This window comes from Nocardioides pakistanensis (genome assembly GCF_054781215.1).
In genome coordinates, this window is the sequence record NZ_BAAGUV010000014.1 from 21,612 (window position 1) to 35,864 (window position 14,253).

The 14,253-nt window shown below is 71.5% G+C and carries 13 protein-coding genes; 10 read left to right on the forward strand and 3 right to left on the reverse strand.

Translation table 11 applies throughout. The features are described from left to right. Window positions 1-125 precede the first annotated feature (125 nt). The 9 genes from ACYVIH_RS06400 (at window position 126) to ACYVIH_RS06440 (ending at window position 10,848) form a co-directional block, all read left to right on the forward strand. Window positions 126-1,133, forward strand: coding sequence for a Rossmann-like and DUF2520 domain-containing protein (locus ACYVIH_RS06400; protein WP_460867297.1), 1,008 nt, complete (start codon window positions 126-128; stop codon window positions 1,131-1,133). Beyond that, window positions 1,130-2,059: a pantoate--beta-alanine ligase gene (gene panC, locus ACYVIH_RS06405; protein ID WP_460867299.1), complete on the forward strand. Its 930-nt coding sequence runs from the start codon at window positions 1,130-1,132 to the stop codon at window positions 2,057-2,059. The genes ACYVIH_RS06400 and panC overlap by 4 nt, the downstream gene beginning before the upstream one ends. Continuing rightward, window positions 2,059-2,484, forward strand: a complete 426-nt coding sequence (panD, locus tag ACYVIH_RS06410) for an aspartate 1-decarboxylase (protein ID WP_460867301.1) — start codon at window positions 2,059-2,061, stop codon at window positions 2,482-2,484. Before panC ends, panD begins: the two co-directional genes overlap by 1 nt. Before the next feature lie 10 nt (window positions 2,485-2,494). Further along, the gene (locus ACYVIH_RS06415) at window positions 2,495-4,162 is read left to right on the forward strand and encodes an L-aspartate oxidase (RefSeq protein ID WP_460867302.1); all 1,668 of its coding nucleotides are present in this window, start codon (window positions 2,495-2,497) and stop codon (window positions 4,160-4,162) included. Next, a complete protein-coding gene (nadC, locus tag ACYVIH_RS06420; protein ID WP_460867304.1) occupies window positions 4,159-5,076 on the forward strand; it encodes a carboxylating nicotinate-nucleotide diphosphorylase in 918 nt (305 codons plus the stop codon). Before ACYVIH_RS06415 ends, nadC begins: the two co-directional genes overlap by 4 nt. Further along, complete coding sequence (locus ACYVIH_RS06425; RefSeq protein WP_460867305.1) at window positions 5,073-5,849, forward strand: type III pantothenate kinase; 777 nt, start codon at window positions 5,073-5,075, stop codon at window positions 5,847-5,849. Before nadC ends, ACYVIH_RS06425 begins: the two co-directional genes overlap by 4 nt. A 36-nt stretch (window positions 5,850-5,885) precedes the next feature. Further along, window positions 5,886-7,412 carry a lysine--tRNA ligase gene (gene lysS / locus ACYVIH_RS06430; protein ID WP_460867307.1) on the forward strand — a complete coding sequence of 509 codons (1,527 nt, stop codon included), beginning with the start codon at window positions 5,886-5,888 and terminating at the stop codon, window positions 7,410-7,412. A 239-nt stretch (window positions 7,413-7,651) separates the two neighbouring features. Continuing rightward, window positions 7,652-7,993, forward strand: coding sequence for a histone-like nucleoid-structuring protein Lsr2 (locus tag ACYVIH_RS06435; protein ID WP_460867308.1), 342 nt, complete (start codon window positions 7,652-7,654; stop codon window positions 7,991-7,993). 347 nt (window positions 7,994-8,340) lie between these two features. Continuing rightward, window positions 8,341-10,848, forward strand: coding sequence for an ATP-dependent Clp protease ATP-binding subunit (locus ACYVIH_RS06440; protein ID WP_460867310.1), 2,508 nt, complete (start codon window positions 8,341-8,343; stop codon window positions 10,846-10,848). A gap of 66 nt (window positions 10,849-10,914) precedes the next feature. On the opposite strand, the gene ACYVIH_RS06445 is transcribed toward ACYVIH_RS06440, so the two are convergent. Continuing rightward, entirely contained in the window at window positions 10,915-11,241 is a 327-nt protein-coding gene (locus ACYVIH_RS06445; RefSeq protein ID WP_460867312.1) for a DMT family transporter, read from the reverse strand. A 71-nt stretch (window positions 11,242-11,312) separates the two neighbouring features. Further along, a complete protein-coding gene (locus ACYVIH_RS06450) occupies window positions 11,313-12,176 on the reverse strand; it encodes an HhH-GPD family protein (RefSeq protein WP_460867314.1) in 864 nt (287 codons plus the stop codon). Window positions 12,177-12,261: 85 nt separating this feature from the next. On the opposite strand from ACYVIH_RS06450, the gene ACYVIH_RS06455 reads away from it, so the two are divergent. Then, on the forward strand, window positions 12,262-13,014 hold the full coding sequence (locus tag ACYVIH_RS06455; protein WP_460867317.1) for a hypothetical protein: 753 nt from the start codon (window positions 12,262-12,264) through the stop codon (window positions 13,012-13,014). A 138-nt stretch (window positions 13,015-13,152) separates the two neighbouring features. On the opposite strand, the gene disA is transcribed toward ACYVIH_RS06455, so the two are convergent. Continuing rightward, window positions 13,153-14,238 (reverse strand): DNA integrity scanning diadenylate cyclase DisA, encoded by a 1,086-nt coding sequence (disA, locus tag ACYVIH_RS06460; RefSeq protein WP_460867319.1) that lies wholly within the window; start codon window positions 14,236-14,238, stop codon window positions 13,153-13,155. Between the last annotated feature and the right edge of the window lie 15 nt (window positions 14,239-14,253).

Consider the following 14,253-nt stretch of genomic DNA (forward strand, 5'->3'; position numbering starts at 1 on the left):
GTAGATCTGTGACCGAGGCCACGTATCGCCCGGTCCGCCCAGCGACGTACCGTTGAGGGCGCACGAGCCCAGCAAACCGTCCGGTACCCCGAAACCTGGGGACTGGAACGAAAGGTGAGTTCGAGATGACCCGTATCGGGGTTGTGGGCGCCGGTCGTGTCGGCGCCGTCCTCGCGGCCGCACTGCGCGCCGCGGGCCACGAGATCGTGGCCGTCGCCGGTGAGTCGCCGGCGTCGCGCGCGCGGATCGAGGCGCTGCTGCCCGGCGTCCCGGTGCTCAAGCCGTCCGCGGTGTCCCGCGCCGCCGACCTGCTGCTGCTCACCGTCCCCGACGACATGCTCGAGAACGTCGTGAACATGCTGAGCGCGAGCGGTGCGATCCGGTCGGGGCAGTACGTCGTGCACACCTCCGGCAAGCACGGGCTCGCCGCGCTGCAGCCGGCCGCCGACCTCGGCGCGCACGTGCTCGCGATGCACCCGGCGATGACCTTCACCGGCACCGGGATCGACCTCGGCCGCCTGTCCGGCTGCGTCTTCGGCGTCACCGCCGGCGACGACACCCGCGCGCTCGCGGAGACCCTGGTCGCCGACCTCGGCGGCTCCCCGATCTGGGTGCCCGAGGAGCGCCGCGCGCTCTACCACGCCGGTCTCGCCCACGGCGCCAACCACCTGGTCACGCTCGTCTCCCAGGCGATGGACCTGCTCCGCGAGTCCGGGGCCGAGGACCCCGCCGCGACGCTCCGCCCGCTGCTCGGTGCCGCGCTCGACAACGCGTTGTCGTACGGCGACGCGGCGCTGACCGGCCCGATCGTGCGCGGCGACGTGAACACCGTCCGCGCCCACCTCGTCGACATCGCCGAGAGCTCGCCGTCGACGCTGCAGTCCTATGTCGCGATGGCGCGCGCCACCGCGGAGCGGGCGATGCTCGACGGGCGGCTGCTGCCCATCCGCGGCGCCAAGATCTTCCGGATCCTCGACGAGGCGGTCGGAGGCGAGGTCTCGACAAGCTCGACCACCGGTGGGGTCTCGACGGGCTCGACCAGCGGCCGGGTCTCGACGGGCTCGACCACCGGGGTGGGCTCGACCAGCGGTGGGGTCTCGACCAGCACTGACCGTGGCGGACGGGGCGCGTGAACGCGCCGAACAGTGCCGTCGTCGGGCCCGCCGTACGCCGCCCCGTCGTCGCGGGCACCCGGGCCGACCTGGCCGCAGCGCTGGCCGACGTCCGGACCCGCGGCGGCAAGGTGGCGTTCGTGCCGACGATGGGGGCGCTGCACGAGGGGCACGCGACGCTGATGCGGGCCGCGCGCGAGCGCGGCGACGCGGTCGTGGTGTCGATCTTCGTCAACCCGATGCAGTTCGGGCCGGGGGAGGACCTCGACCGCTACCCGCGCACCTTCGACGCCGACCTCGAGGTCTGTGCCGCCGAGGGTGTCGACGTGGTGTTCGCGCCGACGGTCGACGAGGTCTACCCCGACGGCGAGCCGCAGGTCACCCTCGAGCCCGGCCCGGTCGCGACGGTGCTGGAGGGGGCCAGCCGGCCCACCCACTTCCGCGGCGTGCTGATCGTGGTCGCCAAGCTGTTCGGCCTGGTCGGGCCGGACCTGGCATTCTTCGGCGAGAAGGACTACCAGCAGCTCGTGCTGATCCGGCGCATGGTCGCCGACCTGTGCATGAGCGTCGAGGTGGTCGGCGTGGAGACCGTGCGTGAGCACGACGGGCTTGCGCTGTCCTCGCGCAACCGCTACCTCGACGAGGAGCAGCGCGTGTCCGCCCTGGCGCTGTCCCGCGCGCTCGCGGCCGGCCGCGAGGCAGGCGAGGAGCTCGCCGAGCCCACTGGCAGCCGCCCCCCGGCCGAGCACGCCCTCGGGGCCGCCCGAGCCGTGCTCCGCGACGCGCACGGCGTGGACCTCGACTACCTCGAGCTGGCCGCGCCGGACCTCGGGCCGGCGCCAGCACAAGGACCTGCCCGGCTGCTCATCGCCGCCCGGGTCGGCAACACCCGTCTGATCGACAACACCGCCCTGACCCTGGGCGGCCGAGCAGGGAGCAACGACTAATGCTGCGCACGATGATGAAGAGCAAGATCCACCGCGCCACGGTGACGCAGGCCGACCTGCACTACGTCGGCTCGGTGACCGTCGACGAGGACCTGCTCGACGCAGCGGACCTGCTGCCCGGCGAGCTGGTGCACATCGTCGACATCACCAACGGCGCCCGGCTGGAGACCTACACGATCGCCGGCGAGCGTGGCTCCGGGGTGATCGGCATCAACGGCGCCGCCGCCCGGCTCGTGCAGCCCGGCGACCTGGTGATCCTGATCGCCTACGGGCAGATGGAGACCGCCGAGGCGCGGGAGTACAAGCCGAGCGTGGTCTTCGTCGACGCCGACAACCGGATCGTCGCCACCGGCGCCGACCCTGCCGAGGCGCTCGCCGACAGCGGCCTGCTGCGCGGGGACCTCACCTACGCCGGCGCCCGGTAGGCCCCGCACCATGACAGGGCCCTCGCTGCCCGAACGACTCGGGGCCCCCGAACCCGGCTGGACCACCGAGGCGGACGTCGTCGTGGTCGGCTCCGGCATCGCCGGGCTCACCGTCGCGCTGCGCACGCGCGCCGACCTCCCGGGCAGCAAGGTGCTCGTGGTCACCAAGGACCTGCTCTCGGCCGGCTCGACGACCTGGGCCCAGGGCGGGATCGCCGCGGCGCTCGACCCGGCCGACACCCCCGACGAGCACCTCACCGACACCCTGGTCGCCGGCGCCGGCCTGTGTGACGAGACCGCGGTGCGGACCATGGTCACCGAGGGCCCGGACGCCGTCCGGGAGCTGATCGCGCTCGGCACCCACTTCGACCAGACCCCCGCCGGCGAGCTCGCGCTCACCCGCGAGGGCGGCCACCTGCGCCGGCGGATCGCGCACGCAGGCGGCGACGCCACCGGCGCGGAGATCCAGCGCGCCCTGGTCGCCGCCGTCGCCGCCGACCCCGGCATCGAGGTGATCGAGCACGCGCTGGTGCTCGACGCGCTGCCCGCTGCCGACGGCGGCGTCGCGGGGGTGACCCTGCACGTGATGGGCGAGGGCCAGCCGCACGGCGTCGGCGCGGTGGTCGCGCGGGCCGTGGTGCTCGCCAGCGGCGGGATGGGTCAGGTGTTCTCCGCGACCACGAACCCGTCGGTGTCGACCGGCGACGGTGTCGCCTTGGCGCTGCGGGCAGGCGCCGTGCTGCGCGACATCGAGTTCGTGCAGTTCCACCCCACCGTGATGTGGCTCGGCGAGGAGTCCCAGGGGCAGCAGCCGCTGATCTCCGAGGCGGTCCGCGGCGAGGGCGGCTTCCTCGTCGACGACGCCGGCGTCCGGTTCATGGAGGGCGTGCACCCGCTGGCCGACCTCGCCCCGCGCGACGTGGTCGCCAAGGCGATCATGCGCCGGATGCGCGAGACCGGCGCAGCGCACGTGTGGCTCGACGCCCGCCACTTCGGCGCCGAGATGTGGGAGCACCGGTTCCCCACGATCCTCGCCTCCTGCCGCGTCCACGGGATCGACCCGGTCACCGACCTGATCCCGGTCGCCCCCGCCTGCCACTACGCCTCCGGCGGGGTGGCCACCGACCTCGACGGCCGCTCCACGGTGCCCGGCCTCTACGCCTGCGGCGAGGTGGCCTGCTCCGGCGTGCACGGCGCCAACCGGCTGGCGTCGAACTCCCTGCTCGAGGGCGTCGTCTTCGCCCGGCGCATCGCCGCGGCGCTGGCCCAGGACCTGCCGCCGGCACGGCAGGGCGCCGCGGACCGTCGTACCCCTGGGCTGGTGGGGGCCGACGCGACTCCCGCGGTGCAGAAGGTGATGACCGAGCACGCCGGAGTGCTGCGCACCGACGCCGGGCTGGCCGAGGCCGCGCTGACCCTCGCCGAGATCGGGCGTACGACGCCGGGGCAGCCGGACACGTACTCCTGGGAGGCCACCAACCTGCTGACCGTGGCCAGCGCGCTCGTCGAGGCCGCCCGGATCCGGCAGGAGACCCGCGGCTCGCACTGGCGCGAGGACTACCCCGACGTCGACGACGCGCACTGGTTCGGTCACGTCGACGAGGAGCTGGTCGAGGGCACACTGAGCACCCGCTACGTCCCCGCAGCGGCCGCCGCCACCACAGGAGAGACATCGTGAGCATCGTCCGGGCCCCCTTCGCCGACCTGCCGACCAGCCTGGTCACCGAGCTCGACGACGCCGGGCTGGACCCGCGTGCGGTCTACGACAGCGTCGTCGAGGCGATCGACGAGGACGTGCCCGAGGTGGACGTGACCAGCGAGGCGACGATCCCCGCGAGCACCACCGCGACCGCCGACCTGGTGGTCCGCGGCGAGGGCGTCCTGGCCGGCGCGGCGGTCGCCGAGCTGGTGATGCGCTTCGTCGCGGGCAGCCACGTCGAGGTCTCCCGCGAGATCCCGGACGGCTCGCGGGTCGGTCCCGGCGACGTCGTGCTGACCGTTCACGGCCCGGTGCGGATGCTGCTGACCGCCGAGCGGACCGCGCTGAACTACCTCGGCCACCTGTCCGGCGTCGCCACCACCACCCGCACCTGGGTGGACGCGGTCGAGGGCACCGGCGCGCGGATCCGCGACACCCGCAAGACCACGCCGCACCTTCGAGCGCTGGAGAAGTACGCCGTGCGCTGCGGCGGCGGCACCAACCACCGCGCCACCCTGTCCGACCAGGCGCTGGTCAAGGACAACCACGTGCTCGCCGCCGGCGGTGTCGTCGAGGCCTACCAGGCGGTGCGGCACCACTTCCCCGAGCTGCCGGTGCAGGTGGAGGTGGACACCCTCGAGCAGCTCACCGACCTGCTCGCCGCGGGCTGCGACCAGATCCTGCTCGACAACATGGACACCGCGACCATGCGCGAGGCGGTCGAGATCAACAAGGGCCGCGCCAAGCTGGAGGCCTCCGGCGGGCTCACCCTCGACCGGGCCCGCGAGGTCGCGGCCACCGGCGTGGACTTCCTGGCGATCGGGGCGCTGACGCACTCGGCGAAGGTGCTCGACATCGGCATGGACCTGCGCCCCTCGGAGGCGACGCAGTGACCGCGCCGCTGCTGTGCGCCGACATCGGCAACAGCCACACGACGATGGGGATCGTCGCCGACGGGGACGTGTCGCTGCACTGGCGGGTGGCCACCGACGAGCGGCGCACCGCCGACGAGTGGGCGGTGCTGATCCGCAACCTCGTCGCCGACTCCGACACCCACCCGGCCGGCGTGGCGGTGTGCTCGACGGTGCCCTCGGTGCTGCACGAGTGGCGCGACATGCTCCGCGACTACTACGCCGACATCCCGCACGTGGTCGTCGAGCCGGGCGTGCGCACCGGGGTACCGATCCTAATGGACAACCCGCGCGAGGTCGGCTCGGACCGGATCATCAACGCGCTGGCCGCGGCGACGGAGTACGACGGTCCGTCGATCGTCGTCGACTTCGGGACCGCCACCACCTTCGACGTGGTCAGCGCCAAGGGGGAGTACATCGGCGGCGCGATCTCCCCGGGCATCGAGATCTCGCTGGAGGCGCTGGGCCGGCGTGGCGCGCAGCTGCGCAAGGTCGAGCTGCTCCGCCCCCGGCACGTGATCGCCAAGAACACCGTCGAGGCGCTGCAGTCCGGCGTGCTCTACGGGTTCGCCAGCCAGGTCGACGGGATCGTCACGCGGATGGTCGCCGAGCTCGGGGTCGACGGGCCGGTGAACGTGATCGCCACCGGGGGTCTGGCCCCGCTCGTCGTGGACGAGTGCGCCACCGTCACCGACCACCAGCCATGGCTCACCCTCCGCGGCCTGGAGCTGGTGTTCCACCGCAACAACCCCTGAGCGTCCGGCTCGTCCGACCCCATAGGCTTGGGCACCATGACCGAGCAGACGAACCCCGACGCCACCGCCGTGGAGGACGACCTCCCCGAGCAGATGCGGGTGCGGCGCGAGAAGCGGGAGCGCCTGCTCGGGTCCGGCCGGCCGGCCTACCCCCTCAACGTCGAGCGCACCCACACGCTGCGCGAGATCCGGGAGAAGTACGACCCGCTGCTGGAGGCCGGCGACCTGGTTCCTGACACCCGCACCGGCGAGCAGGTCGCGGTCGTGGGCCGCGCGGTGTTCGTGCGCAACACCGGCAAGCTGTGCTTCGCGCGGCTGCGCGAGGGCGACGGCACCGAGCTCCAGGTGATGCTGTCGCTGGCCGACGTGGGCGCCGAGAGCCTCGAGGAGTTCAAGTCCCTGGTGGACATCGGCGACCTGATCGCCGTACAGGGTGAGGTGATCACCAGCCGTCGCGGCGAGCTGTCGGTGCAGGCGACCGCCTGGCAGATGGCCGCGAAGACGCTGCGCCCGCTGCCCAACGAGTACAAGCCGCTCTCCGACGAGGCCCGGGTCCGGCTGCGCTACGTCGACATGATCGTCAACCCGGAGTCGCGCTCGATCGTGCGCACCAAGGCCACCGTGCTGCGCACCTTGCGGTCGGTGCTGGACGACCAGGGCTTCATCGAGGTGGAGACCCCGGTCCTGCAGCTGACCAACGGCGGCGCCGCGGCCCGGCCGTTCCGCACGCACCTCAACGCCTTCGACCAGCCGATGCTGCTGCGGATCGCGCTCGAGCTGGACCTGAAGAAGGCGATGATCGGCGGCGTCGACCGGGTCTACGAGATCGGCCGGACCTTCCGCAACGAGGGCCTGGACTCCACCCACGCCGCGGAGTTCTCGATGCTCGAGGCCTACCAGGCCTACGGCGACTACAACACGATGGCCGAGCTCACCCGCACCCTGGTGATCGAGTGCGCCCGCGCGGTCGGCCGCACCGTGATCCCGGCCCGCGACGGGTCGTACGTCGACCTCGAGGAGCCGTGGCGCGAGGCGACCTTGTTCGAGCTGATCTCCGAGCGGCTCGGCGAGCAGGTCGACCAGCACACGTCGCACGAGACGCTCAAGGGCTACGCCGACAAGCACGGCGTCGAGCTGCAGCCGCACTGGAACGCCGGCGAGGTGGCGCTCGAGCTCTACGAGAAGCTCGTCGAGCACACCCTGATCAAGCCCACGTTCGTGCGCGACTACCCCGAGGCGGTCCGCCCCCTGGCCAAGCCGCACCGCTCCGAGCCGGGGCTCGTCGAGGCCTGGGACCTGATCATCAACGGCATCGAGCTGGCCCCGGCCTACTCCGAGCTCAACGACCCGGTGATCCAGCGCGAGCGGCTCGTCGAGCAGTCGCTGCTGGCCGCGCAGGGCGACCCCGAGGCGATGGAGCTCGACGAGGCATTTCTGAAGGCGATGGAGTTCGGGATGCCGCCGGCCGGCGGAATGGGCATGGGCGTCGACCGGCTGGTCATGCTGCTGACCGGTGCCGGAATCCGGGAGACGATTCTGTTCCCGCTGCTGCGCCCCGAATGACCTCCCCCTTCTCCTTGTAACGCGGGGTTATGGACGCAAAACACGCGGTATGCCGCGTGCAAAGCGTCCAAAACACGGTGCAAGTCCGGGCGTTGAAACAAATCGCCCAGACATTTTCGGCCGGTCCGATTCGGAAATACCACCGGCGTGCCACTATGTTCGTGGCGACGCCGGCGGATGGGGGATTAGCCTGCGGCGTCGGAAACCACCGGACGGGGAAACAAGAAAGGCATCGAAATATGGCGCAGCGGGTCAATGTCATCCTCGTCGACGACCTCGACGGTGACGACGCCGCCGAGACGGTCTCCTTCGGCCTCGACGGCGTGGAGTACGAGATCGACCTGAACGAGAACAACGCCGCCGAGCTCCGCCAGGCCCTGGGCCGCTACATCGAGGCCGGCCGTCGTGTCGCGGGTCGCAAGGCGTCGGGCCGGCGTCGCGGGCAGCGGATCGCCGCCGGCGGCGACACCGGCCCCAGTGCGTCCGACATCCGGGCCTGGGCGCGCGACAACGGCTGGGACGTGCCCGAGCGCGGCCGGGTCTCCGCGGAGGTGCGGGAGGCGTACGCCGCAGCGCACTAGACCGTCTCGCGGCAGCCGCATGCCGTGGCCCGTCCAGGGCACAGCCACCGCGGGCCGCCGTACTCCCCTCGGAGTCACCGACCACCGGAGACCACCGGACGAGCCGCACGGCCCACGACGACGGGGCCGGGCGGCTCGTTCGCTCTCAGCGAAGCGTGAGGGGCCTCCCGAGGGAACACATAGGGTTGGCGGGGAGTTGTCCTTGTCAGAGCCGACAGAGGGGCCGGTGAAGGTGCCGGCGAGCAGTGTCCGGGGCGCAGACAGCCGACTTCGACGCGGACTAGAGTGCAGAGAACAGCCCCCGTCGCAGCGTCGGCGGTGAGCACGCAAGGAGCGATGAGGAAAACATGTTCGAGCGGTTTACAGACCGAGCCCGTCGGGTGGTCGTCCTGGCCCAGGAAGAGGCCCGGATGCTCAGCCACAACTACATCGGCACCGAGCACATCCTCCTGGGCCTGATCCACGAGGGCGAGGGCGTTGCCGCCAAGGCGCTCGAGAGCCTGGGCATCTCGCTCGAGGCGGTGCGTGCGCAGGTCGAGGAGATCATCGGTCAGGGCCAGCAGGCGCCCAGCGGCCACATCCCCTTCACGCCCCGCGCGAAGAAGGTGCTCGAGCTGTCCCTGCGCGAGGCGCTGCAGCTCGGCCACAACTACATCGGCACCGAGCACATCCTGCTCGGCCTGATCCGCGAGGGTGAGGGCGTCGCCGCCCAGGTGCTGGTCAAGCTCGGCGCCGACCTGAACCGGGTCCGCCAGCAGGTGATCCAGCTGCTCTCCGGCTTCCAGGGCAAGGAGACGGCCACGGCCGGCACCGCGCCCGAGGGTGCGCCGTCGAGCTCGCTGGTGCTCGACCAGTTCGGCCGCAACTACACCCAGGCCGCGCGCGAAGGAAAGCTCGACCCGGTCATCGGGCGCGAGAAGGAGATCGAGCGCGTGATGCAGGTGCTCTCCCGCCGCACCAAGAACAACCCTGTCCTGATCGGTGAGCCCGGCGTCGGCAAGACCGCCTGCGTCGAGGGCCTGGCCCAGTCGATCGTGCGCGGCGACGTGCCGGAGACGCTGAAGGACAAGCAGATCTACAGCCTCGACCTGGGCTCCCTGGTCGCCGGCTCCCGCTACCGCGGTGACTTCGAGGAGCGCCTGAAGAAGGTGCTCAAGGAGATCAAGACCCGCGGCGACATCATCTTGTTCATCGACGAGCTGCACACGCTCGTGGGTGCCGGTGCCGCCGAGGGCGCGATCGACGCCGCCTCGATCCTGAAGCCGATGCTCGCCCGCGGTGAGCTGCAGACGATCGGTGCGACCACCCTCGACGAGTACCGCAAGCACCTCGAGAAGGACGCCGCGCTCGAGCGACGGTTCCAGCCGATCCAGGTCCAGGAGCCCTCGATCGCGCACACCATCGAGATCCTCAAGGGTCTGCGCGACCGCTACGAGGCGCACCACCGGGTCACCATCACCGACGAGGCGCTGGTCGCCGCGGCGACGCTGGCCGACCGCTACGTCTCCGACCGGTTCCTGCCCGACAAGGCGATCGACCTGATCGACGAGGCGGGCTCGCGGCTGCGGATCCGCCGGATGACCGCGCCGCCGGACCTGCGCGAGTTCGACGACAAGATCGCCGACGTGCGCCGCCGCAAGGAGGGCGCGATCGACAGCCAGGACTTCGAGGCTGCCGCGTCGCTGCGGGACGAGGAGAAGAAGCTGATTCTCGCCAAGAGCGAGCGCGAGAAGCAGTGGAAGGCCGGCGACATGGACGTCGTGGCCGAGGTCGACGAGGAGCTCATCGCCGAGGTCCTCGCCGTGGCCACCGGCATCCCGATCGTGAAGCTGTCGGAGGAGGAGTCCACCCGTCTGCTCAAGATGGAGGACGAGCTCCACAAGCGGGTCATCGGTCAGGAGGAGGCCGTCAAGGCACTCTCCCGGGCGATCCGTCGTACTCGTGCCGGCCTGAAGGACCCGAAGCGTCCCGGCGGCTCGTTCATCTTCGCCGGCCCGTCCGGCGTCGGTAAGACGTGGCTGTCCAAGACGCTCGCGGAGTTCCTCTTCGGCGACGAGGACGCGCTGATCCAGCTCGACATGTCGGAGTTCAGCGAGAAGCACACCGTCTCGCGGCTGTTCGGCTCGCCTCCGGGCTACGTCGGCTACGAGGAGGGCGGCCAGCTCACCGAGAAGGTGCGCCGCAAGCCGTTCTCGGTCGTGCTGTTCGACGAGGTCGAGAAGGCGCACCCGGACATCTTCAACTCGCTGCTGCAGATCCTGGAGGAGGGTCGCCTGACCGACTCCCAGGGCCGGGTGGTCGACTTCAAGAACACCGTGATCATCATGACCACCAACCTCGGCACGCGCGACATCGCCAAGGGTGTGAACCTCGGCTTCCAGCAGGCCGGCGACACGCAGGGGTCCTACGACCGGATGAAGGCGAAGGTCTCGGAGGAGCTCAAGCAGCACTTCCGGCCGGAGTTCCTCAACCGTGTCGACGAGATCATCGTGTTCCCGCCGCTGTCGCAGGAGCAGATCGTGGCGATGGTGGACAACATGATCGCCGCCGTCGAGCTCCGGCTGAAGGACCGCGACATGTCGATCGAGCTGACCCAGGCCGCCAAGGACCTGCTCGCCCAGCGCGGGTTCGACCCGGTGCTCGGCGCCCGTCCGCTGCGTCGCACGGTCCAGCGCGAGATCGAGGACGTGCTCGCCGAGAAGATGCTGTACGGCGAGGTCGGCCCCGGCCAGATCGTGCTGGTCGACGTCGAGGGCGAGGGCCCGAGCGCGACGTTCACCTTCAAGGGTGAGCCGAAGTCCGAGCTGCCCGACCTGCCGCCGATCGAGACCGCCACCAGCGGCGACAACGACTGACGGTTCCGTCTCACGAAGGGGCGCCTCCCGCGAGGGAGGCGCCCCTTCTGCATCTCCGGCGGCGGCTCAGGAGGCCGGCCGCAGGTTGAGTACGACGACGCCGAGGATGATCATTGCGATGGCACCGGCCTTCACCACGTCGAGCCGCTCGCCGAGCCAGAGCACTCCCACCACCGCGACGGCCGCCGTGCCGAGCCCGGACCAGATCGCGTAGGTCACCGACACCGGGATCGTGCGCACCACCAGCGCCAGCAGCCAGATCGAGACCGCGTAGCCGGCCAGCACAGCGACCGTCCAGCCGGGGTCACGGAACCCGTTGGTCCGGGGCAGGGAGGACGTGGCGGCCACCTCGGTGGCGATCGCGGCCAGCAGCAGCAGGAAGGCGGTGAGCATATGCGGACGCTATCCGGGCTCGCGTCGCCGGCGGTACGCGTAGCCCGCGCCGCTGCGTGCCAGCGGTCGGGTCAGGGAAGCGCGAAGGTGTCCGCCGAGGTCGCCGCGACCAGGCCGTCGTCGACGAGGGAGGCCAGACAGCGGGTGCGCTGCGCCTCGTCCGCCCACACCGCGTCGAGCCGTGACCGGTGCACCGGCCCTTCGGCGTCGCGGAGCACCGCGAGCAGCCGCCCACGACACTGCCGGTCGGTCCCGGCGTAGGTCTGCGCGCGCCGCGGCGGACCGTCGTACGGCGGTCGCCCGGCCAGCACCCACGCGCACAGGTCCTCGACCGGGCACACGCCACAGCGCGGGCTCGTCGAGGTGCACACCAGCGCCCCGAGCTCCATCACGGCCACCGCCCAGGTGGCAGCCGTCGCGTCGTCGCCAGGCAGCAGTCCCTCGGCTCTCGCCCGCTCGGCGCGGGTGAGCGAGGCGGGCGGGAGCTCTGCACCACCGACGACCCGGGCCAGCACCCGACGGACGTTGGTGTCGAGCACCGCGTGACGCTGACCGAACGCGAACGACGCGATCGCCGCCGCGGTGTAGTCGCCGACGCCGGGCAACGCCCGCAGTGCCGCGTGAGAGGAGGGCACGACGCCGTCGTGCTGCTCGACGATCGCGGTGGCAGCCGCGTGAAGGCGCAGCGCCCGTCGCGGGTACCCCAGTCGCCCCCACGCCCGCACCGCGTCACCGGTGCTCGCCGCGGCCAGCGCCGACGGGGTGGGCCAGGTGTCCATCCACTGCTCGAACACCGGCAGCACCCGGTTGACCGGGGTCTGCTGGAGCATGAACTCGCTGACCATCACCGCCCACGGCGTCGACTCCTCGCGCCAGGGCAGGGTGCGCGCGTTCGCGGCGTACCAGTCGAGGACGCGCTCGTGCAGATCGGTCATGGTGCGGCGATCGTAACCGTGTGGATCCGCCCACGCCCGGTGTGGCCTCCCGGCTCGGGTGGTGGCGAAAAGTTACGGTGTGCCCATGTCCGTGACCAGACCCCGTGGCCCGCTGCCGGCCCGTGTGTACTGGTTCCGGCGGCTGCTCGTCCTCGCTGTCGTGCTGGGTCTGGTGCTGGGGATCCGGGGACTTCTCGGCGGCGGTGACGAGGGGAAGGACCAGACGCCCGCGGCGATGCCGGCCTCGGCGGTCAGCACCCCGGCCGAGTCTCCGACCGCGGTCGCGACAGCCGACATCCCGCGCGCCGATCCGCAGCGACCGAGGAAGCCGAAGCGGACCAAGACGCCGCTGCCGATGCCGACCGGCCCCTGCCAGGACAGCGACGTCAAGGTCGTTCCCACGCTGGTCGAGCGGGCCTACGCCGGCGGCGACGTACGGCTCACCCTGAAGCTCACGACCTTCCAGTCACCGGCGTGCAACTGGGAGGTCTCCCCGGACTCGGTCGCGGTCAGGCTGACCTCGGGCAGCGACCGGATCTGGTCCTCGCAGGAGTGCGGGAAGGCGATCCCGACCACCCAGCTCGTCCTGCGCCGGCGACCGGCGACCACCGTCGACGTCACCTGGTCGGGTCGCCGCTCGGACGCGCAGTGCTCACGCAACACGCTGTGGGCCGAGCCCGGCTACTACCACGTGGCCGCTGCCGCGCTGGGGTCCGAGCCGGAGTCGGAGCAGTTCCAGCTGTTCTCGCCCGCGCCGGTGACGATCACCCCGACGCCCACCCCGGAGCCGGGGGAGAAGAAGCCGGCGAAGAAGAAGCGCCGCGAGGGCGACGCCTGACGGCCCAGCGCTTACCTCGTCGGAGCCGTCTCTGCACGCGGTGTGGACGGTTCACACGCGACCTGCCGCGTGTGGAGCGTCCGTAACCCCGCGTTACAGCTCGCTCCGGAGGGGCCCAGTCGGGGAGCGCGCCGAGGCTCAGACGTAGCGCTCGAGGATGCTGGACTCCGCCAGCCGGGACAGCCCCTCGCGCACGCTGCGGGCTCGCAGCTCGCCGACCCCGTCGACGGCCTGGAGGTCGTCGATGCCTGCCGACAGCAGCTTCTGCAGGCTGCCGAAGTGATCGACCAGCCGGTCGACGACGGTGCCCGGCAGCCGGGGGACCTTCGCCAGCAGCCGGTAGCCCTTCGGGGTAACCGCGCCGTCGAGGTGCTCGCTGGCCCCGAGGCCCAGCGCCCGGGCCACCGACGCGATGTCGACGAGGTCGGAGGCGCTGAGGCTCTCCAGCTCGGCGAGGATCTCCTCGGGCTTGCGCTGCTTGCGCCCGCCCGGCAGGTAGTCGCGTACGACGAGCTCCCGCTCCAGGTCGACACCGGTGACCAGCTCGTCGAGCTGCAGGGACAGCAGCCGGCCGTCGCTGCCGAGCTCGAGCACGTAGTCCTCGATCTCCCGGGCGATCCGGGTGACCATCTCCAGCCGCTGGGCGACCACCGCGACGTCGCGGACGGTGACCAGGTCCTCGATCTCCAGGGCGGACAGCGTGCTGGAGACCTCGTCGAGACGGAGCTTGTAGCGCTCCAGGGTGGCCAGTGCCTGGTTGGCCCGCGACAGGATCTGCCCGGAGTCCTCGAGCACGTAGCGGCTCTCACCGACGTAGACCGCGATGATCTGCATCGACTGCGACACCGAGATCACCGGGAAGCCGGTCTGGCGCGCGACGCGGTCGGCGGTGCGGTGCCGGGTGCCGGTCTCCTCGCTGTAGATCGACGGGTCCGGCATCAGGTGAACCGCGGCCCGGTGGATCCGGGTGGAGTCCTTGTCGAGGATGATCGCGCCGTCCATCTTGGCCAGCTCGCGCAGACCGGTGGCGGTGAACGGCACGTCGAGCACGAACCCGCCGGTGGAGATCGACTCCACGACCTTGTCGTTGCCGAGCACGATCAGGGCGCCGGTGCGTCCGCGCAGGACACGCTCGAGCCCGTCGCGTAGCGACGTGCCGGGGGCGATGTTGGCCAGGGTGGCCCGTAACCGGAGCGTGTTGTCCGACCGGTCGATGGATACCAAGGTGCTCCCCTGCTC

Coding starts and splice junctions, on each gene's coding strand:
- ACYVIH_RS06455 (WP_460867317.1), top strand. CDS start 12,262: ATGTCCGTGACCAGACCCCGTGGCCCGCTGCCGGCCCGTGTGTACTGG.
- ACYVIH_RS06415 (WP_460867302.1), top strand. CDS start 2,495: ATGACAGGGCCCTCGCTGCCCGAACGACTCGGGGCCCCCGAACCCGGC.
- ACYVIH_RS06445 (WP_460867312.1), bottom strand. CDS start 11,241: ATGCTCACCGCCTTCCTGCTGCTGCTGGCCGCGATCGCCACCGAGGTG.
- ACYVIH_RS06435 (WP_460867308.1), top strand. CDS start 7,652: ATGGCGCAGCGGGTCAATGTCATCCTCGTCGACGACCTCGACGGTGAC.
- ACYVIH_RS06440 (WP_460867310.1), top strand. CDS start 8,341: ATGTTCGAGCGGTTTACAGACCGAGCCCGTCGGGTGGTCGTCCTGGCC.
- panD (WP_460867301.1), top strand. CDS start 2,059: ATGCTGCGCACGATGATGAAGAGCAAGATCCACCGCGCCACGGTGACG.
- lysS (WP_460867307.1), top strand. CDS start 5,886: ATGACCGAGCAGACGAACCCCGACGCCACCGCCGTGGAGGACGACCTC.
- ACYVIH_RS06450 (WP_460867314.1), bottom strand. CDS start 12,176: ATGACCGATCTGCACGAGCGCGTCCTCGACTGGTACGCCGCGAACGCG.
- ACYVIH_RS06400 (WP_460867297.1), top strand. CDS start 126: ATGACCCGTATCGGGGTTGTGGGCGCCGGTCGTGTCGGCGCCGTCCTC.